This is a genomic window from Epilithonimonas zeae (assembly GCF_900141765.1).
In the GTDB taxonomy this organism is placed as follows: domain Bacteria; phylum Bacteroidota; class Bacteroidia; order Flavobacteriales; family Weeksellaceae; genus Epilithonimonas; species Epilithonimonas zeae.
This window is the reverse complement of sequence record NZ_FSRK01000003.1, coordinates 382111-401684: the sequence shown is the minus strand read 5'-3', so window position 1 is coordinate 401684 and position 19574 is coordinate 382111. Positions and strand designations below refer to the sequence as shown.

At 34.5% G+C, this 19574-nt stretch carries 21 protein-coding genes; 13 read left to right on the top strand and 8 right to left on the bottom strand.

From position 1 onward, the window contains the following. Positions 1-64: 64 nt before the first annotated feature. Positions 65-682 carry a hypothetical protein gene (locus BUR19_RS18075; protein WP_074236913.1) on the bottom strand — a complete coding sequence of 206 codons (618 nt, stop codon included), beginning with the start codon at positions 680-682 and terminating at the stop codon, positions 65-67. An 8-nt stretch (positions 683-690) separates the two neighbouring features. Then, positions 691-2829: a S9 family peptidase gene (locus tag BUR19_RS18070; protein ID WP_083600829.1), complete on the bottom strand. Its 2139-nt coding sequence runs from the start codon at positions 2827-2829 to the stop codon at positions 691-693. A 320-nt stretch (positions 2830-3149) separates the two neighbouring features. Here BUR19_RS18070 and trhO point away from each other — a divergent pair, with 320 nt between their 5' ends. From trhO to BUR19_RS18055, 3 genes are all read left to right on the top strand, one after another. Then, a complete protein-coding gene (trhO, locus tag BUR19_RS18065) occupies positions 3150-4514 on the top strand; it encodes an oxygen-dependent tRNA uridine(34) hydroxylase TrhO (RefSeq protein ID WP_074236912.1) in 1365 nt (454 codons plus the stop codon). 12 nt (positions 4515-4526) lie between these two features. Beyond that, a complete protein-coding gene (locus tag BUR19_RS18060) occupies positions 4527-5105 on the top strand; it encodes a 5-formyltetrahydrofolate cyclo-ligase (protein WP_074236911.1) in 579 nt (192 codons plus the stop codon). A gap of 158 nt (positions 5106-5263) precedes the next feature. Beyond that, on the top strand, positions 5264-5500 hold the full coding sequence (locus BUR19_RS18055; RefSeq protein WP_074236910.1) for a hypothetical protein: 237 nt from the start codon (positions 5264-5266) through the stop codon (positions 5498-5500). A 33-nt stretch (positions 5501-5533) separates the two neighbouring features. On the opposite strand, the gene BUR19_RS18050 is transcribed toward BUR19_RS18055, so the two are convergent. After that, positions 5534-6130, bottom strand: a complete 597-nt coding sequence (locus tag BUR19_RS18050) for a hypothetical protein (protein ID WP_074236909.1) — start codon at positions 6128-6130, stop codon at positions 5534-5536. Then, positions 6114-7211, bottom strand: coding sequence for a hypothetical protein (locus BUR19_RS18045; protein ID WP_074236908.1), 1098 nt, complete (start codon positions 7209-7211; stop codon positions 6114-6116). Before BUR19_RS18045 ends, BUR19_RS18050 begins: the two co-directional genes overlap by 17 nt. A 165-nt stretch (positions 7212-7376) precedes the next feature. Here BUR19_RS18045 and BUR19_RS18040 point away from each other — a divergent pair, with 165 nt between their 5' ends. Further along, the gene (locus tag BUR19_RS18040; protein WP_074236907.1) at positions 7377-7607 is read left to right on the top strand and encodes a PG1828 family lipoprotein; all 231 of its coding nucleotides are present in this window, start codon (positions 7377-7379) and stop codon (positions 7605-7607) included. Positions 7608-7657: 50 nt separating this feature from the next. Here BUR19_RS18040 and BUR19_RS18035 read toward each other — a convergent pair whose 3' ends face one another. Further along, positions 7658-8428 carry a TrmH family RNA methyltransferase gene (locus tag BUR19_RS18035; protein ID WP_074236906.1) on the bottom strand — a complete coding sequence of 257 codons (771 nt, stop codon included), beginning with the start codon at positions 8426-8428 and terminating at the stop codon, positions 7658-7660. A 242-nt stretch (positions 8429-8670) separates the two neighbouring features. Here BUR19_RS18035 and lptB point away from each other — a divergent pair, with 242 nt between their 5' ends. Both lptB and BUR19_RS18025 read left to right on the top strand, forming a co-directional pair. Then, complete coding sequence (gene lptB, locus BUR19_RS18030) at positions 8671-9399, top strand: LPS export ABC transporter ATP-binding protein (RefSeq protein WP_074236905.1); 729 nt, start codon at positions 8671-8673, stop codon at positions 9397-9399. Positions 9400-9593: 194 nt separating this feature from the next. Then, entirely contained in the window at positions 9594-10073 is a 480-nt protein-coding gene (locus tag BUR19_RS18025) for a DinB family protein (protein ID WP_074236904.1), read from the top strand. A 45-nt stretch (positions 10074-10118) separates the two neighbouring features. Here the strand turns inward: BUR19_RS18025 and BUR19_RS18020 are convergent, their stop codons facing one another. Next, on the bottom strand, positions 10119-11081 hold the full coding sequence (locus BUR19_RS18020; protein ID WP_074236903.1) for a helix-turn-helix transcriptional regulator: 963 nt from the start codon (positions 11079-11081) through the stop codon (positions 10119-10121). A gap of 139 nt (positions 11082-11220) precedes the next feature. Further along, on the bottom strand, positions 11221-12948 hold the full coding sequence (locus tag BUR19_RS18015; RefSeq protein ID WP_074237044.1) for an ABC transporter ATP-binding protein: 1728 nt from the start codon (positions 12946-12948) through the stop codon (positions 11221-11223). A gap of 272 nt (positions 12949-13220) precedes the next feature. Between BUR19_RS18015 and BUR19_RS18010 the strand changes: the two genes are divergently transcribed. The 5 genes from BUR19_RS18010 (at position 13221) to BUR19_RS17995 (ending at position 16698) form a co-directional block, all read left to right on the top strand. Continuing rightward, positions 13221-13793 (top strand): cob(I)yrinic acid a,c-diamide adenosyltransferase, encoded by a 573-nt coding sequence (locus tag BUR19_RS18010; RefSeq protein ID WP_074236902.1) that lies wholly within the window; start codon positions 13221-13223, stop codon positions 13791-13793. A gap of 4 nt (positions 13794-13797) precedes the next feature. After that, positions 13798-13926, top strand: coding sequence for a hypothetical protein (locus BUR19_RS19220; RefSeq protein WP_262494443.1), 129 nt, complete (start codon positions 13798-13800; stop codon positions 13924-13926). Next, complete coding sequence (locus BUR19_RS18005) at positions 13916-14551, top strand: thiamine diphosphokinase (RefSeq protein ID WP_074236901.1); 636 nt, start codon at positions 13916-13918, stop codon at positions 14549-14551. Before BUR19_RS19220 ends, BUR19_RS18005 begins: the two co-directional genes overlap by 11 nt. Position 14552: 1 nt before the next feature. Further along, positions 14553-15236: a hypothetical protein gene (locus tag BUR19_RS18000; RefSeq protein ID WP_074236900.1), complete on the top strand. Its 684-nt coding sequence runs from the start codon at positions 14553-14555 to the stop codon at positions 15234-15236. A gap of 70 nt (positions 15237-15306) precedes the next feature. After that, a complete protein-coding gene (locus tag BUR19_RS17995; protein ID WP_074236899.1) occupies positions 15307-16698 on the top strand; it encodes a type III PLP-dependent enzyme domain-containing protein in 1392 nt (463 codons plus the stop codon). Positions 16699-16851: 153 nt separating this feature from the next. Here BUR19_RS17995 and BUR19_RS17990 read toward each other — a convergent pair whose 3' ends face one another. After that, positions 16852-17484 (bottom strand): nitroreductase family protein, encoded by a 633-nt coding sequence (locus BUR19_RS17990; RefSeq protein ID WP_074236898.1) that lies wholly within the window; start codon positions 17482-17484, stop codon positions 16852-16854. Positions 17485-17657: 173 nt separating this feature from the next. Here BUR19_RS17990 and BUR19_RS17985 point away from each other — a divergent pair, with 173 nt between their 5' ends. Further along, positions 17658-18005 carry a winged helix-turn-helix transcriptional regulator gene (locus BUR19_RS17985; RefSeq protein ID WP_074236897.1) on the top strand — a complete coding sequence of 116 codons (348 nt, stop codon included), beginning with the start codon at positions 17658-17660 and terminating at the stop codon, positions 18003-18005. 87 nt (positions 18006-18092) lie between these two features. Then, positions 18093-19574: a helix-turn-helix domain-containing protein gene (locus BUR19_RS17980; RefSeq protein ID WP_074236896.1), complete on the top strand. Its 1482-nt coding sequence runs from the start codon at positions 18093-18095 to the stop codon at positions 19572-19574.

Sequence of the window (19574 nt, the reverse complement as noted above, 5' to 3'; positions counted from 1 at the left end):
ATTCGTAAAAATAGGTTTTTAAAATTAATTAATAAAAAAGCCTTTCAAATTTGAAAGGCTTTTGTTATCTTTTATTCTCTAGCATTTGGAAATATGGCGCAATCCTATTCTTCATGTCTTCTCTGTCTCCATTCAACTCAGCTTGGATTTTTCCTTTATCTTCCTGCAGAACTTTAATCATCTGCGAATAGTTTTTCGGATCTTTCAGTTTTTTATAACCTTTTGTTTTACTGATATAAGTGTAATCATTGGTATTATAATAATCCTGCGCCATTTTCAGAACTTTCATATAATTATCAGCATCTACGGCCAGATACATAAAAATGCCTTCTTCCAGCAAGGTTTCATATTCGCTACCAGTATTATAATGTTCATGTCCAAGATTATTAAGGTCTTCTGTTCTCATTTTTCCGAGATAGAATAGAAATCCGCTTTCATTATATTGGTAATTTTTGAAGTATTCCATTGATTTTTTGAAATACTTTTCAGGATATTCTTTATCCGCTAATTTGGCGTCCGAAAGAACTTTTTTAGAATCAATTTGCGCAATTTTTCCAATCGCTAATAACGAATCTGATTTTTCAATCACATTTTTATAAAGCAACAGTACTTCTTTATCGCTCTGACCAAAAATCAAAATGTTAAAAAGAAATAAAGTAGTTATGATGATTTTACGAAGCATAAATTTGATTATAAATTCTCCAAAATAAAATTCGTCATTTTTTCATAAAGCTGAGGTCTGGTTTGTCCGCCATAGATTCCGTGATTCTTATCTGGATATGCCATAAAATCAAATTGTTTTTTGTTCTGAATTAATGCTTCTGAAAACTCCATAGAATTCTGGAAATGAACATTGTCATCAGCCGTTCCGTGAATCAAAAGGAATTTACCCTTTAACAAGTTAGCAAAAGTCGTTGGCGAATTTTGGTCATAACCTTCCGGATTTTCTTGCGGAGTCTGCAGGAACTTTTCTGTGTAGATGCTGTCATAATATCTCCAGTTCGTCACCGGCGCAACCGCGATTCCTAATTTGAAAACATCAGCACCTTTCGTCATAGCCAAAGAACTCATATAACCACCAAAGCTCCATCCGAAAATTCCGATTCTTGACTTATCGATATAAGTTTGATTTCCAAACCATTGTGCTGATGAAATCTGGTCTTCAATTTCATATTTCCCAAGCTGTTTGTAAATTACTTTTTTGAATTTCGAACCTTTGAAGCCTGTTCCACGTCCGTCCACACAAGCTACCACGTAACCTTTCTGAGCCAACATTTCGAACCAGATGGCATTTCCTCCGTCCCAAGAATTTGAAACCTGCTGAGAACCCGGACCAGAATATTGGAACATAAATAATGGATATTTTTTGTTCGGGTCAAAGTTTTTCGGTTTGATAATCCAAGCATTCAATTGGTCGCCAACAGAATTTGGAATGGTGATGAATTCCTTCGTTACAAAATTATCTTTCTGAAGTTTCGCAAGCGCTTCATTATTGTTTTGTAATTCTTTAATTTCTTTACCGGAAGCATCTTTCAAGACATATCTGTTAGGAGAAGCTGCTGTTGAATTGGTGTTAATGAAATAATTAAAAGTCTTGCTGAAACTGGCCGAGTTATTCCCTTCAGGATAAGAAATCAAAGTTGTTTTCCCTGAGTTGATATTCAGTTTTGAAACTACTTTGTTTAAGCTTCCTTTTTCTGTCGTTTGAATGTAGGCTTCTTTGGTTTTAGGGTTGTAACCGTAATAATCTGTGATTTCCCAATTGCCTCTCGCTACTTGTTTTTTAAGTTTTCCGGATTTGTCGTACCAATACAATTGTCTGTAACCATCACGCTCCGAAGCCCAAAGAAAAGAGTTGTCATCCAAAAATTCCAAAGTCAGATTGTCGGTTTCTATCCAAGCGTTGTCAGTTTCTGAGAACAATTTGGTTAAGTTTCCGGATTTTGTATCCACTTTTATCAAATCCACTTTGCTGTGATGTCTGTTGCTGGTTGCGATGACGATTTCATTGGCGTCGTTGTTTTGCCAAAGTTGCGGAATGTAATGATTCTCAAAACTTCCAAGATTCAATGCAGTAGTTTTTGCTGAATTTAATTGATAAAGATTAGCAGAAACGGTTGAGTTGGTTTCTCCAGCTTTTGGATATTTGTATCGCATCTCCGTTGGGTAAAGCGATTTTCCATAAATTGGAATATAGATTTCTGGAACTGCAGATTCATCGAATCTCACGAAGACAATCGCATCGCCCGCTTTGTTCCATTGATAAAAATCGGCGTGACCAAATTCCTCCTCATAAACCCAGTCACCAAGACCGTTGATAATATGATTTTTCTTACCGTCATTCGTGATTTGAGTAATTTTCCCTGAAGTCAAATCCTGATAAAACAAGTTGTTATCAACGATGAAAGCGACTTTGCTTCCGTCCGGAGAGAATTTTGGTTCTTGGATATAGTTACCATTATTTAAAGGCATTACTTTATTTGATTTCAAATCCTTCACATCAAATTTCCCTAAAAATGAATGTCTGTAAATTGACTCACTTTCTTTTTGCAACAAGATTTTGGATTCATCCGCAGAGAAAATATACGATTCGAATTGTCCATCTACGATGTTTCCAGATTTCTGAGACGTTTTGTAATTGTATTTGGCGATGCCATCTTTCTCGATGGTTGCGTAGTTTTCGCCGTCATTCAGGGATGCAATTCCTGCGATTCCTTTTCCACGGTAATAGCCAGAATAGATTTTATCGAGTGTAATTTCCTGAGCATAAGTGTTTTGTGAGAAAGCTGCTGTCATCGTAACAACAGCAAAAAGGACTTTTTTGTTCATAATCTTTCTTTTTTTCTTTTTTGAATTCACGAACCTTGCGGTTTCATTTTTAAGATTTTAATGACGTAAATATAATAAAGATATATTGTTTTGAATGTAATCTTGAAACAGAGAATTGCTAATGCGTGAGGGATAGTAGCGGAAATCCTTTTTTGCGGGGGAATTGGTGTGGGAAAAAGATTGTAGCGGATAGCCCGACCCGAGCGGTGGCCATTGGTGTTGGCGAGGGGCATGCCCAATGATGATAACTGTCAACCAAAATCTTCAACCAAATTTCTTATCTTTGCGCCATTATTTTTCTCACTTAAAACGTTTATAGCATGCAACTGTACAACACCTTAAGCGCAGAAGAAAGAGCCAGACTTATTGATGAAGCTGGTAAGGAACGCCTTACATTGTCTTTCTATGCGTATGCCAAAATTGAAAACCCAAAGAAATTTCGCGACGAATTATTTATAGCCTGGAATGCCCTGGATGCGCTTGGCCGAATCTATGTGGCGCACGAAGGAATCAACGCTCAGATGAGTGTTCCTGCAGAAAATTTTGAGGTTTTTAAAGAAACTTTGGAAGCTTACGATTTTATGAAAGGCATTCGTCTGAATGTTGCTGTGGAGCAGGATAATCACTCGTTTTTGAAGTTGACAATCAAGGTTCGGAACAAGATTGTTGCAGATGGTTTGAATGATGAAACTTTTGATGTCACTAATAAAGGAATCCATTTAAAAGCTCAGGAATTCAATGATTTGTTGGCGAATCCGGATACGATTGTGGTGGATTTCAGGAATCATTATGAGAGTGAAGTGGGGCATTTTGAAGGCGCGATTACGCCGGACGTTGAGAATTTCCGTGAAAGTTTGCCGATTATCAATGAGCAATTACAGGATTTTAAGGAAGATAAAAACCTTTTGATGTATTGTACTGGCGGAATCCGTTGTGAGAAGGCAAGTGCGTATTTTAAACATCAGGGTTTCAAAAATGTGTACCAATTGGAAGGCGGAATTATTGAATATGCGCGTCAGGTAAAGGAAGAAGGTGTTGAAAGTAAGTTTGTTGGGAAGAACTTTGTGTTCGACCACCGTTTAGGCGAAAGAATTACAGATGACATCATTGCGCAATGTCACCAATGCGGAAAACCTTGTGATAATCATACGAATTGTGCGAATGATGCTTGTCATCTGTTATTTATCCAATGCGATGAATGTAAAGCAATTATGGAAAATACTTGTTCAACAGAATGTCATGAAATAATTCATCTGCCTCAGGAAGAGCAAGTTGCAAGAAGAAAAGGACTACAGGTTGGAAATAAAGTGTTCCGAAAAGGCAAGTCTGAAGCTTTGAAGTTTAAGAATTCGGGAGATTTGTCAACTCAGACTTTGGCAAAAGCAAAACCTGAAACCAAAGATATTCGTCAAAAGATAAAAGTTAAAAAAGTCCTCATTGGAAAAGGAGAACATTATTATTCCAAATCTAAAATCGGGCAGTTTTTAATTGAAAACAAAGAACTTTCTGTTGGGGATAAAGTTTTGATTTCCGGACCAACAACTGGAGAACAAGAGTTTACCATAAAAGAAATTTTCGCAAATGGCATTTCTTCTGAAAGTGCTAAAGTTGGAGACCAAATTACTTTTGAGATTCCATTCAGAGTTAGATTGTCGGATAAATTGTATAAAATTTTGGAAGATTAAATCATTTTTACGATGAATTTTAGTCTCACAAAAAAGGAACTTAGAACCATTTATAAAGAAAAAAGAATGGCCTTATCACAAGATGAGGTCAATTTTTTGTCTAAAAAAATCTTTGAACAATTTGTTTTACAATTTAATATCATTGAAAATCAAAGAGTTAATATTTTTTTACCGATTAAAAAATTTAATGAGATAAATACTCAATTTTTTATCGATTATTTTTTTGATAAAAAAGTTCGTGTTTTTGTGCCTAAAATTCAAAGCGAAAAAATGATTTCTGTTGAAATTTTTCCAGATTCAGAATTTGAAATTAACGATTGGGGAATCAAAGAACCGATTTCTAATCTTGACGCTAATGATGAATTGGACTATGTTTTAGCACCATTATTATATTGTGACAGATATGGAAATAGGGTTGGTTATGGAAAAGGGTTTTATGATTCTTTCTTTATGAGTGATTTGAAGATTCATAATAAAATTGGTCTAAATTTCTTTTCCCCGAATGAAGCTATTACAGATGTTTTCGGAAAAGATGTTGCCCTGGATGGGTTGATTACACCTTCAGAATTTGTGAATTTTAATATTAAATGATTGGTAATCAAGTGTATTTATTTGTAAATCACTTTACAATGATATTACAAGTTATTTATTAATGATTTTTGTCAGACCGTCCTACATTTGTAATGTAATTATGACACAATAATTAGGAACAACAAATCAATAATAATAATTAATTAAAATTTTAGAACATGAAAAAGTCATTATTCGTAGCTGCTATCGCTGCAATCTCTCTAGTTGCTTGTAACAAAGCTGATAAAGTTGAAACTGCTGCTGTTGATTCAGTAGACGCTACTGCTGATTCTGCAATCGCTGCAATCGATTCTACAAAAACTGCAACTGTTGATTCAGTTAAAGCTACTGCTGACTCTGCTAAAGCTGAAGTAAAAGCTGACGAGAAAGCTGCTAAAGAAGAAATCAAAAAATAATTAGATTCCAAATCTAATTTAAAACAAAACCCGCTAATTAGCGGGTTTTGTTGTTTTTATAGTATCAGAATCCTTTTTGTAGAAATTGGTAAAGTAAAACTTAAACTCTTTCTGGAATTTGACTGGTGATGCCTTCAGTGTATATTGTGCTTTTCTGTTGACTGTTGTGATGTAAGTTCTTTTGTTGTCATAATATTCTACATCAAAATTAGCAAAATCCAAAGTGTCATTTTCTTTTACAGTTTTAGACGTCGTGAGTTTGCTGACTTTAGCGAATTTCACTTTCAAACTGTCCATTTCTTTTAATAAAGGTGTCAGATTGCTGGAATCTTTTAATAAAAAGTGAGCTTGCATTTGTGTGTAAATCACAGAATCTATTTCTGTATCCTTGTTTCCGGAAGTATAAAGGGCGGATAAGTCTAACAAATCCTGAACTTTTTGAGTCGTAATCAGGTTGATTGCCTGTAAGCTATCCAGTTTTGTCTTAGAATAAGTTCCGTTGTTATTGGCATTTCTAATGACTTCTATAGAATTTTCGTCGCCTTCATATTTTTTATTGCAGGATACTACTGTCACAGTTACTATAGTTATACCTAATATCCAATAATATATTTTATTTTGTTTTTTCATCGTCAGTGATTTTGAATTTAATCATTACAATTTTTCCATTTTTCATTTGAGAATCTATCACTTCCAGATTTTCCAAAGTCGTAGTAGGAAGCGTAACCAACGAGATGTATTTCTGCTTGTCCATAGTTTCTATCCCATAAATATCACTATCAACTACCTGATAGATCAGCGCATTATCACTAATTAATCTATTCAGTTGTTGGGTCTTTTTCTTGAAATCTTTTATCGATTTTGAATAATAATATAACTGAACAGCATATTCATTGGGCTTCAATTCAATATTCTCCTCTCTGTCAGCTGGTGCATTTGTTAAGTCTCTTACAATCGTTTCTGGTTTATAAAATGGAGATGAAATTTCCATTTTCAAGCTTTTACTTTTAGTTTCATAAACAAACTTTGAATTCGGTTTCACTTTAAAAAGAATAGGGGATTCGTTTTCTCTGATAATTTTAACGTCGAGTTCGCCTTTGATTGAGGAGTTTCTGTCCGCATCTGTAAAAGCATAAGTGTATTTTTTATAAAACAAATTATCATAAAATACTAATATCAAGACTGTTGCAAACAAGAAAGCGGAAATTCCCAACCACAGATATCTTTTAAAGAAATTTTGTTTTTCACTCTTGAAATTAATATTTTGATTAATCTCGTCAAAAGCCTGATTGTCTATCGAAACTGGTGGCTTTTCAGTAACTGAAGTTTGATTTTGTTCTACTGTAACTACTTCTATAGGTTCTTCAATCTGCGTTTCTGAAACTACAGTGGCAATCGTTTCCTCTGCAGAAATAGCAATCGGGTTTTTCTTTTTAAACTCAGACCAAGAATTGAAACCGGAATAAACTGATAAAATATTCAGCATATCAATTCTAGGAATTTTTTCCTGAGAATTATTCTTGAAGTAAGTGTAAAAAGTTTTCTCGCTGATATTCCCTTTGGCTTTTTGTCTCAAATCTTCTTGGAAATAAATAATATCTATTCCTTTCCATTTGGAAATGTCATCATATGCTGGGGAATGCGTCTCAAGATATTTGCCCTGAACAGCCTTTTTTAAGGATTGAAAATGTAAAAATTCGGTATCGCTCAAAATTCTATTTATTCTTAAATTGTTGATTTACAGTGATTGTTATTTGTAAATCGTGTTTTACAAATATATTACAATTAATTTTCAAAACAAAAATATTTTATCGATATAATTTTGCCCTGTTCAAATAATGAACAATCTATTAACTAACAATTTAATTAAATTATTATGAAAAAGTCATTCTTCGTAGCTGCTATCGCTGCTGTAGCTCTTGTAGCTTGTAAAAAAACTGAAACTGTTGATACTGCTGCTGCTGATTCTGCTGTAGTTGATTCTTCTGCTGCAACTCTTGATTCTGCTGCTGCTAAAGTTGATTCTGCTGCTGTAAAAGTTGATTCTGCTGCTGCTAAAGTAGAAGGAGCTGCTGCTAAAGTTGATTCTGCTGCTGCTAAAAAATAATCTTAACCAAGTTAAGAATTTGAAACCGTTTCTTTCGAGAAGCGGTTTTTTTATTTCTCTAATTTCTGTCTTAGGATTTCGTAACAAGTAATTGCGGCTGCATTACTTAAGTTTAAAGAATCTATACTTCCGGACATTGGAATCAAAACATTTTCTCCTTTATCTTTCCAGAAGCCACTTAAGCCGGAATGTTCTGTTCCGAATAAAATTGCAGATTTCTCTTTTAAATTTTTTGTTTGAATATTTTTAGCGTCTTCACTCATAAAGGTTGTGAAGATTGTGTATTCGTAAGTTTTCAGAAATTCTAAAGTTTCTTCGTTCGAAGCTTGGAAGATATTCATTCCAAAAAGGCAACCCACACTGGAACGAATGACATTTGGATTGTAAAAATCTGTTCTTGGGTCTGTCACAATCAAAGCATTGATGCCGAAAGCTTCGCAACTTCTCAGGATTGCACCAAGATTTCCAGGCTTTTCTACACTTTCCAAAATGATAATCGCTGAATCTTTTTTTGGACTGAAATCTTCTAATGTTCGTTCTTCCAATTTGTAAATCCCAATGATTCCTTCGGTTGTCCCGCGATAAGCGATTTTTTCATAAAGCTTTTCTGAAACATAATGGATTTTGGAATCTGGTAATTTTCCTTTGAAAATAGATTCGCAGATGAAAAATTCTTCCGGTTGATTGCCAAAATGCATTGCCCTTTCGTTTTCCTGCTGACCTTCTACGATGAAAACGCCTGCTTTTCTTCTGTCCTGATTTTTGGTCAAAAGTCGGGTTAGTTTTTTTATTTTTTCGTTTTGAAGGCTTTCTATAAGCATTTTGAGAATTTTTGCAAATGTACAATGTATAATGTACAATGTAAAATGTACAATGTAAAAAGTTGAATGTTCATTCGAGGCGAAGCGCGTGAGGGATAGCAGCGGAAATTCTTTTATGTTTTTAGCAAAAAACATAAAAGATTGTAGTGGATAGCCCGACCCGGGTACTGGATTTAGCGTTGACGAGGGGAACGCCCAAATTAGATGTAATGAGAAGATGAAAATTTGTATATCTTTGTTTTATGATTTTACGAGGAGAAAATTTAATCAAAGAATACGGACCGAAAAAGGTGGTGAAAGGCGTTTCATTGGAGGTTCAGCAGGGCGAAATCGTTGGACTTTTGGGACCAAACGGAGCTGGAAAAACGACTTCTTTTTATATGATTGTTGGATTGGTGAAACCGACTTTTGGTAATGTGTTTTTGGATAAACAAAATATCACTAAAGATGCAATGTACAAACGGGCGCAGAATGGTATTGGTTATCTGGCGCAGGAAGCTTCGGTTTTCAGAAAGTTGTCTGTTGAGGATAATATTTTGGGTGTTTTGCAATTGACAAAACTTTCCAAAAAAGAACAGCAAATGAAATGTGATGCGCTGATTGAAGAGTTCCATTTGGAACACGTTCGTAAAAACCGTGGGGATTTGCTTTCCGGAGGTGAAAGACGTAGAACCGAAATTGCACGTTGTCTGGCGACAAGCCCGAATTTTATTCTTTTGGATGAGCCTTTTGCAGGAGTTGACCCAATTGCGGTGGAAGATATCCAAAAAATCGTAAGGTCTCTTGTAGAGAAAAATATTGGGATTTTGATTACCGATCACAACGTTCAGCAGACTTTGGCGATTACTAATAAAACGTATATTATGTTCGAAGGGAAAATCCTGAAAGAAGGTTTGCCAGAGGATTTGGCAAATGATCCCGATGTTAGGAAGGCTTATCTTGGGGAGAATTTTAGGTTTGAGAAGTTTTAAATTTTATCGCAAAGGCAGAAAGTTTTTAATTTATTACAAATATAAAAAAGTCGCAAAGGAAAACTTTGCGACTTTTTTATTGCTCAAATCGAATACCTCCGCGCCTTTGCGAAAAAAATAAATTATTCAAAATCCTACTGACAAACTATTGTCACAATAGCCTCATAAATTTGTATCAAATAAAACAAACTATTATGAACGCAGACGTAAAAGTCCTGGACTCACAACAACTTTTAATCCATTGGCAAGGACACAGAAATCTTACCAGAAGAGTGATTGAAGCTTTTCCTGAAAAAGATTTATTTGAGTTTTCAATTGGCGGAATGAGACCTTTCGCAAAATTGGCTTTAGAATTATTGGCAATTGGCGGACCTGCTTTGAAATCAATTGTTGAAGGAACAATTAATGAATTTGATGAATCTTTCAATCCAACTACTAAAGCTGAAATCCTTGCTAAATGGGACGAAGAAACAGAAACCATCAACGAGTATTTTTCTCAAATTTCAGAAGAACGTTTTCAGGAGATGTTCAATCTTTTTGGACAATATGAATTTCCAATTTATCAGAATATTCTATATTTTGTTGATAATGAGATTCATCACAGAGGTCAAGGTTATGTTTATCTGAGAGCCCTGGGAATTGAACCTCCGTTTTTCTGGGAAAGACAACGATAATTTTATACGCTTGATTTGATTTTAAAGTCTGCTTTTGAGCAGGCTTTATTTTTTATTCAAATTATTAGAAATTTTGTTCATCAAACCATTCATTGTGTCTTTGAGGTATTTGGGTTCAAGGATCTCTGCAAAGTCTAGAAATGTGATCAGCCAACGTGGAAAACCTTCATCAATCCATTCTGTTTCGAAAGTCATCAGCATTCCGTTTTCGGTTTCTTCTTCGGCAGTCAAGCCATAATATATTTTGGAATTCACGATATGAGGCATTATTTTCTTTTCAACCAAAAGTTTGATCTGTACTTTTTTCTCGTCAGATTTTTTCCTGTAATCTGCGATATTCCCATAATTCTGCAAAAATTGATTCTTCGTTTTCTCGATTTTCAAAATCCTGTCAATCCGAAATTGTCGGAAATCTTTTCGCATCGTACAAAAAGCCATCATATACCAATAATTCACTTCATAGAAAATTCCAACCGCTTCTATGATTCTTTCGCTGGCTTCATCTTTGACGTTTTGATAGTGGATTTTTAACTGATTTTTTTCGGCGATGCTTTCCAAAATCGTAGGAATAATATTCTTGATAGCATCTGGTTTTTCTGGTCGATGCGTATAAATATCGATTTGATTTTCAATATTCTGAACCATATTTTTCTCCGAGTTTCGAATGACTGCTTTCACTTTTTCCATCGCAGAATTGTAATGAGAATCGAGACTTTCGTGAGAAAATTTCTGCATCAGTTTTTCTGCTGTGATGAAGCTCAAAACTTCTTCTTTCGTAAACATCACGGGTGGAAGTTTGTAGCCATCCACCAAAGAATAACCCGAACCAGCTTCTCCAAAAACCGGAATTCCTGCATTTTCCAATGTCTTGATATCTCTGTAAATCGTCCTAATACTCACATCAAATTTATCCGCCAAATCCTGTGCACGGACAATGGATTTAGTTTGAAGTTGCGTCAGAATCGAAGTAACTCGATCTATTTTTTTTATGTAATGGTCTTCGTTCATTCTTTTTGGTTTTCAATGACTCATTAATAGAAACTGATTTTAGAAAATTTTTTGAAGTTAATTTTCTCGCAGATTAATTGGATTTTGCAGATTTAACAAAATAAAATCTGCTCAATTTGCTAAATCAGAGAGACTTTAATTATTCATCTTTATAAGTTTTTACCAATCTGTCAAGATTCAAACTTCTGGCGGAAGCATCAAAAATTTCTCGATAAGTTCCTTCTTTTTCGTACAATTCTTCGTGCGTTCCGTTTTCCACCACTTCGCCTTTCTTCATCACATAAATCATATCAGAATCCAAAATTTGTGACAACGAATGCGAAATAATAATCACAGTCCTATCTTTTTTAATTGCATCCAAAGAATTTTTGATTTGTTCTGTTGCAATCGCATCCAGACTCGCCGTTGGTTCATCAAGAAAAATAATTGGTGGATTTTTCAGGAATAATCTGGCGATGGCGATTCTCTGTTGCTGACCTCCAGAAAGTTGTGTGGCGTCGTGATTGTAACCATCCGGTAAATCCAAAATCTGCTCGTGAAGATAAGCTTTTGTTGCCGCTTCTTTGATTTCTTCTAAAGTGGCGTGAAGATTTCCGTAACGAATATTATCCTCAATACTTCCTTTGAAAATGTGATTTTTCTGAAGCACCAAACCGAGGTCATCACGCAGATAATCATTATCAAAATCATTCAGATTGTTGCCATCCAAAAGAATTTCCCCCGAATCAGGTTCATAAAATTTACAAAGCAAATTGATAATCGTGGATTTTCCTGCGCCACTCAATCCAACCAAAGCTGTGGTTTTTCCATTTTCGATTTTGAGAGAAACATTTTTCAAAGCTTTCATCCCGTTCGGATAAGTGAAATCGACATTTTTGATTTCAAAATTACCTTGGATTGGGATGTTGTTGATAGTTCCGTTTGGTTCCGTTTCGTCGTCGTCATTTAGAATTTCGAAATAACCTTCGGCATAGATGAACGCATCATTCATATCATCATAAATCCTGTGAAGCTGACGAATAGGCGCAGAAACGTTGTTGAACAACATAATGTGAAGCATAATCGCACCAATCGTCATTTGCTGGTCGAGAACCAAATAAACCGTCAAAAGGATAATCAAAACAACACCAAATTGCTCGATAAACGTCTTCAAACCATCGAAAATAAAACTCGTTCGGCGTGTGTACAACTGACTTTCCATCAAATGCATCTGAAGATTGTACTGTTTTCTCCCTTCAAATTTTTCACGAACAAAACTCTTGATGACCATTATGGAATTAATCAAATTCAAAAGTCCCGACGTTTTTTGCTCGCGTTGATTTCTCAAAGTTCGCCTGACGTTTCCAAGTTTTTTAGCTTGTCTGGAAGTCACATAAAAATAGATAGGAATCACAAAAGTCGAAACCAAACCAACGTAGAGATTCTGCATATACATAACAATCAAAGCAATAATGGCAGTTGAAAATAATGGCAAAATATCAATGAAGAAATTCTGAACGAGTTTTGTTAAGCTTTCAATTCCTCTGTCGATACGGATTTGGAGTTTTCCAGATTCGTGTCGGTCATCATTATAATAAGCAATTCTGTAGGTCAGGATTTTGTCAATCGCCGCTTGTGCCAATTCTGAGCTGACATTAATTCTAATTTTTTCGCCATAAAATTTCTGTCCAAACTGAATGAAAATATTGGCTAGTTCTTTTCCTAAAAGTATAATGGAAATCAGAATCAAAATGTGTATGCCTTCCGACATCGGATGAGGAAGCTGCGTTAGTTTCGTCACTTCATCCACCGTATATTTCAAAACAATCGGGTTGACTTGGGCAAATAATGCACCAATAAAAGTCAAAGCTAAAGTTCCGAAAACCATCCATTTGTAAGGCTTTATGAAGCTTTTTAACTGATTGAAAATATGAATAAGATTGGTTGTTTTCTGAAAAGGTTTTTTCATAATAGCAAGTTAAGAATTATTAGAGTTTAACACAAAGGCACAAAGTTCTTTATTGTCGTTGATGCGTTTTAAGACAAAAATTAAATCGGAGATAAATATTCGAATACTTTAAAATAATTATTTGTGCCATTGTGTTTGACCTCCGTATTCAAATAAAAAAAGTTAATTTTAAACTTTCGTAAAAAGAAACAATGAAAATATATACAAAAACCGGCGATAAAGGTGAAACCGGACTTTACGGCGGAAGCAGGATCTCCAAAGCCAGTGCAAGAGTAGAATCTTATGGAAATATTGATGAACTGAATGCCAACATTGGCGTTGCAAAATCTCATATCGACGATAAAGGTGTCATTAATCAACTCAAAAAAATCCAATTTGATTTGTTTACAGTTGGTTCCGAAGCTTCGACACCGATTGATAAATTGTTTTTGGCTAATGGAAAAGCAAGGTTGCCATTGGTGATTTCTGACAAAGAAATTGAAGAATTGGAAATTTGGATGGACGAAATGGAAACAAAATTAGAACCTTTGCAATATTTCATTTTACCTGGAGGCGGAAAAGCGGCGACTTTTCTTCACGTGGCGAGAACGGTTTGCAGACGTACGGAAAGAAGTTTGGTTTTCCTTAATCAATCCGAAGAAGTGCGTGCGGAATTAATCAAATATCTGAACCGTTTGTCAGATTATCTTTTTGTTTTGGCAAGATATGTTTCGAAGTTAAATAATGAATCGGAGGAATATTGGAATCCTAATGATAGAAGTTAAGATGATGAGAAAATTAAGTATAATCTTAATTGGTGCAGTTTTTTTATCCTCTTGTACAGTTGCAAAACCTACAGATGAAACTGGAAAAGGCTTTTTCTTGAAATGGAAACATAAAAAAGATAATGAGAAATAAAGCCCTTCTTTTCATCAACGGAGATTCTCCAAAATCCATTCCCAATTTGTCAGATTATGATTTGATTGCTTGTACAGATGGTGCATTTCATTATTTGAAACAATTGAAGTTTCCTTTAGACAAACTTAGCTTTATTTCCGGTGATTTCGATTCTCATACAATTGAAGAAGATATTATTAAACAGTCTGAGAATCATCAGTTTGAAATTATAGAAACGCCTGACCAGAACAAAACGGATTTTCATAAAGCTTTGGAAATCATTATAGAAAAAGGTTTTGAAAATATTGATGTTTATGGCGGTAGTGGAGGAGAACAAGACCACTTTCTGGGGAATCTGAGTGTTGCTTTTGCTTTTAAAGATAAGTTGAACCTTAGGTTTTTTGATGAATATTCGTCCTATTATTTTATTCCTAAAGATTTTTCAATTTCTGGTGTGAAGGATAAAATGATTTCGTTAATGCCTTTCCCTATTGCAAAAAGCATCGAAACAGTTGGTTTGAAATGGCCTTTGTATCAGGAAGATTTAATACTCGGAGAAAGAATCGGCACGAGAAATGTTGCAGATAGTCAAGAAGTTTCAATCCAATATAAAGAAGGTGATTTGCTGATTTTTATCCAGAAATAGTATGAGTAAATTTTTGTGTTTTTTACTTCTTTTAATGACCTTGCTGAGTAGTTCTCAAGTCATTGATTATCTGAATCCTCAATTCAAAGGAAAAGTAAAAAGTGCACATTACATCATTTATTTTGATGCCGGAAAAAGTGATTTTGCTGAGCCTTATGACGGGGAAATTGTAAAAGAATATCAGTATAGTTTTGATAAAGAAGGACATTTGGAAGCTATTTTGGAAATTCAGAATGTTGGAGATTGTCCATTTATACTAGAATTTGATAACGGAAAAATCAAGGCTTTTGTACAGAATCTTTGGAACGGCAATTTTTTACAGAAAGGAGAAATTAGTTGGAATGATAATTCGTATCAGATAACGAGTTTTGATATATTTAAAAATACAACCAAGCAGAAATTTGTCCTTGATACAAAATCTGAAATACAAGAAGCTACAATTGAAACTTATACAGACTCAAAATTGTCTAAACAAGAACATTTGAAAGTCGTTCGGCAAGAGTCGGTTGTGAAGAAAATTTTATCTTCAAAATCTTATCCGAATGCAAAAACTGTGGAAAATTGTGAAATTGAATTCTCGGATTTGCAATTTGATTCTACTGGAAATCTGATAGCTTACAGAACAAAAGATTCTTGTTCTTTAACTTATGAAAAACACAAAATTAATATTGTGTATTGGCAGTAATTCAGCTTTCAGAATCCATTATTTTTATGCAATTTTGCATCGTAAAACAATTAAATTTTTTTAGCCAGAAATGAAAATAAAATATTCTGAACTAATTGACCAAACGCTTTATTTTCCAACTGAGGAATTCAGTGTAGAAGAAAATAATCTGAAGTTCCACGACATCAATCTGATGGAAGTTGTGGAGAAATTCGGAACTCCTTTGAAGTTCAATTATTTACCAAAAATATCTCAGAATATAGAAAGGGCAAAATTCTGGTTCAAAGAAGCTTTTGAAAAAAACGATTATCAGAAAAATTACAGATATTGCTACTGCACAAAGTCCAGTCATTTTGCGTTTGTTGTGGAAGAAGCGTTGAAAAATGATATCAGTCTGGAGACGTCTTCTGCTTATGATATGGATATCGTAAAATCGCTTTACGACAAAGGAAAAGTGGCTAAAGATATCGAAGTTATTTGCAATGGTTTCAAAACTGATGATTATTTGGCAAAAATTTCGGAGCTGATTAATAATGGTTTCGAAAATATCACACCGATTCTTGATAACTACAGAGAGTTGGATAAGCTAACGGAAAGCATCGACAGAACTTTTGACATCGGAATCAGAATTGCTTCTGAGGAAGAGCCGAAGTTCGAATTTTATACCTCAAGATTAGGAATCGGATACAAGGATATCATTCCTTATTACAGTCAAAAAATTGCGGAACATCCGAATGCTAGGCTGAAAATGCTTCACTTTTTCATCAATACCGGAATCAAAGACACGGCTTATTATTGGAACGAATTGTACAAATGTCTTCGCGTCTATGCAAGGTTGAAGAAAATTGCACCAGAAGTTGATTCGTTGAATATCGGTGGTGGTTTCCCAATCAAAACATCCTTGAACTTCGATTATGATTACGAATATATGGTTAACGAAATCGTGATGCAAATCAAGAAATTCTGTGAGGAAGAAGGTGTTGAAGAACCAAATATCTATACAGAATTCGGAAGTTTCACAGTTGGAGAAAGTGGAGGTCATCTTTATAAAATTATTTCTCAGAAACGTCAGAACGACAGAGAAAAATGGAATATGATTGACTCGTCTTTTATGACCACTTTGCCAGATACTTGGGCTATTTCCCGTCACTTCATTATGTTGCCATTGAACCGTTGGGATGATTCTTATGAGAGAGTTTTTCTTGGTGGATTGACTTGTGATTCGGATGATTACTATAACTCTGAACAGCATACCAATGCTATTTATCTTCCTGTTTTCAATGAAACGAAACCTTTGTACATTGGTTTTTTCCATACAGGCGCCTATCAGGAGACTATTGGCGGTTACGGTGGTGTCCATCACTGTCTGATGCCTCAGCCAAAACATATTTTGATTGATAAAGATGAAGACGGAAATATCACTTACGAATTGTTCCGGGAAGAGCAAAGGCCAGAAGATGTCTTGAAACTTTTAGGATATTAAATTCAGACATTAGACTTTTAGATAAAAGATAATAGACAAAAAAAGCGGAAAATTAATTTCCGCTTTTTTATTTAATTTTTTCTCCCAGATTTTATGAAATAAGCCTATTTTTTACAATCAGCGTAATCTGTCTAATCAGCGAAAAAAATAATTTTATTTGATCTCAGTGATGAATTCGTCTTTTGGTGTTCTGTATTTTTTAAGATTTACCAGCCAATCTCCGCTTGTATCTCTGTAACCTAAAGGCAGAATCACAACACTTTTCAATCCTTTCTCAGCGAATCCTAATAATTCATCCAGAGCTTGATTGTTAAATCCTTCCATCGGCGTTGCATCCACTTTTTGTTCAGCAGCTGCAGCGATTGCCAATCCGAAAGAGATGTAAGCTTGTTTCGCAGCGTGTGTTGCGTGCCATTCGTTCCCAAGAGGTTCGTACATTCCCCAAAGTCTGGTTTTGTAATCGTCCATCGCCTCTTTTGGAATTCCTCTTTCAGATGTTGTTTTTTCGAAAACTTCGGAGATGCTGTTGTGAGAATAGCCGTCCCAAGCAGCCCAAACCAAAAGATGAGAACCGTCCGTAATCTGAGCCTGGTCAAAAGCAATCGGTTGTATTTTTTCTAATAATTCTTTGTTCGAGATGACAAATAATCTGTAAGGTTGTAAACCAGATGAAGAAGGTGCTAATCTTGCAGATTCTACAATGTAATCTACTTTATCTTGAGGAACGGCTTGTCCGTTCATTTTTTTGGTTGCGTAACGCCAATTTAAGTCTTCTAATAAACTCATTTTTAGATGATTTTTTTAATTTGAAGGTTCAAAGTTAAATAAGAAAAGTTTATTTTTGTAATTAAGTTACAAAAAGTTACTGTTACTAAAAAGTAACTTATTTGATAATTAAATAGTTACGAAATAATATTAATGATAAATTAATATTATGATTTTGAAAATAAAAGATTAATATGAAAATAAAATGTTGTAAAACCAATCTTCTCGCCGTTCAGGATACGATGGATATTTTGAAAGGAAGATGGAAAGTCCAAATCATTGCGGCGCTTTGTTATGATAAAATGCGCTTCTCGGATTTGCAAAAAGAGATTGTAGGTGTTTCTGCAAAAATGTTGAGCAGTGAACTGAAGGATTTAGAAATCAATCAGCTGGTCACGAGAACAGTCCTCAATACGCAACCGATAAGTGTAGAATACGCATTGACAGACTATGGAAGAACGTTGAAAAAAATCATTGAGAATCTTGCGGAATGGGGAATTGAGCATCGTAAAAAGATTATCGGAAAAGTATTAGAGAATTAGTCTGATTTGTATCTTATTTTAAATTTAAAATTGATTTGAGCTTAGATTTTTTTATCTTTATTGTTTGGTTTTGGGATTAAGCAGAATATGTGGAAAAAGGTCTTTTCTTTGTTGGTTTTTTTGATGTTGGCAGTCAGTGCTAACTCGCAAATTACTGATGCGCAGAACTTGACCAAAGATGTAGAAGCATTAATGTATTCTGATCCGGAAAAAGCTTTGAAAACGGCACAATATATTGTTGCCAATCAAAGTTTTGGAAGCGTAGATGATGTTTATAATGCTTGTCTTTTACAAGCAGAGATTTACATTAATCTTGAAAAATATAATGATGCTATCGTAAAATTGATTTCTGCCGACAGGCTTTCTCTCAATGTCAACAGCGATTTTTTCAAAGCTAAAAACGAATATCTTATTGCCAAAATTTATCAGATAATAGGGTTTCAGAAATCTGTTTCTCATTCTATTTTAGAGCTTGATGATTTGTCAAAATCTTTGAAAGATGAAGAGAAAAAAGTAGTGGAACTTTGGAAAGCTGAGTTGGAGATTCGGACTCTGGTTGCAGAGAAAAAATATAAAGAAGCACTGGCTTTGATTCAGAAAAATCAAAATTTACAATCTGATTTGTATCCTACTTTTGCGATGCAACTTAATCAGATTCAGTCAGAAATAGAAAATCAGCCTAGCAAAATTGATTTTAAAGATAATTCTTATTTCAAGTTTTTATCTAATATTAATCTTCTGAAATCAAAAATTAAAACTAAAGATTTTCAGGAATCTGATTTGCTGGTGCTCAAAAAACAAAATCCCCAATATGGTGATGTTTTCTACAGAGATTTGTACAAATATTGGTCTCAGGAAGTCTGTAATGGAGGAAATGCAGAAGACTGCTTTCGTGTAAGAAAAGAATATATCAGGCTGTTGAAGCTTTCGATTTCAGATTTGCAGAATGCGCGCGTCAACATCATCAACCTCATCGACCAAAAGGAAAAACAAATTAATCTCTCGGAAAAAGATTTCCAAAACAAAATTCTATTTGCCTTATTTGTCATCGGATTTTTATCTGTTATAGGCTATTTAATTTACTTTTTAGTGTTAAAAAATAGAATTAAAATGGTCAATTCTGAAATAGAAAAACGAAATATTTCTGATGAATATGAACAGAAGTTGAGTGATCAACTGAAAGATTTTCAGGCAAGTAACGTATTCGTAATTCCGGAAAAAACAGAAAACCTAATTCTTTCCAAATTGGATGTTTTCGAAAAATCAAAGGAAGTGACCAATCCACATTTGTCTTTGGCAGTATTGGCAAAACGTTTGGACACGAACTCAAAATATCTTTCGGAAATCATCAATAAACATAAACAGAAAAATTTTAGTAATTATCTTAATGAACTAAGAGTTAGATATATAGTGGATAAATTGGAAAATAATCCGGAATATCTGCAATATAAAACAAGCTATTTGGCGGAAGAAGCTGGTTTCGCATCCCGAACTACTTTTACTACGATTTTCAAAAATGTGACAGGAACGAGTCCTTCGCAGTTTATCGACCAGCTGAAAAATAAATAA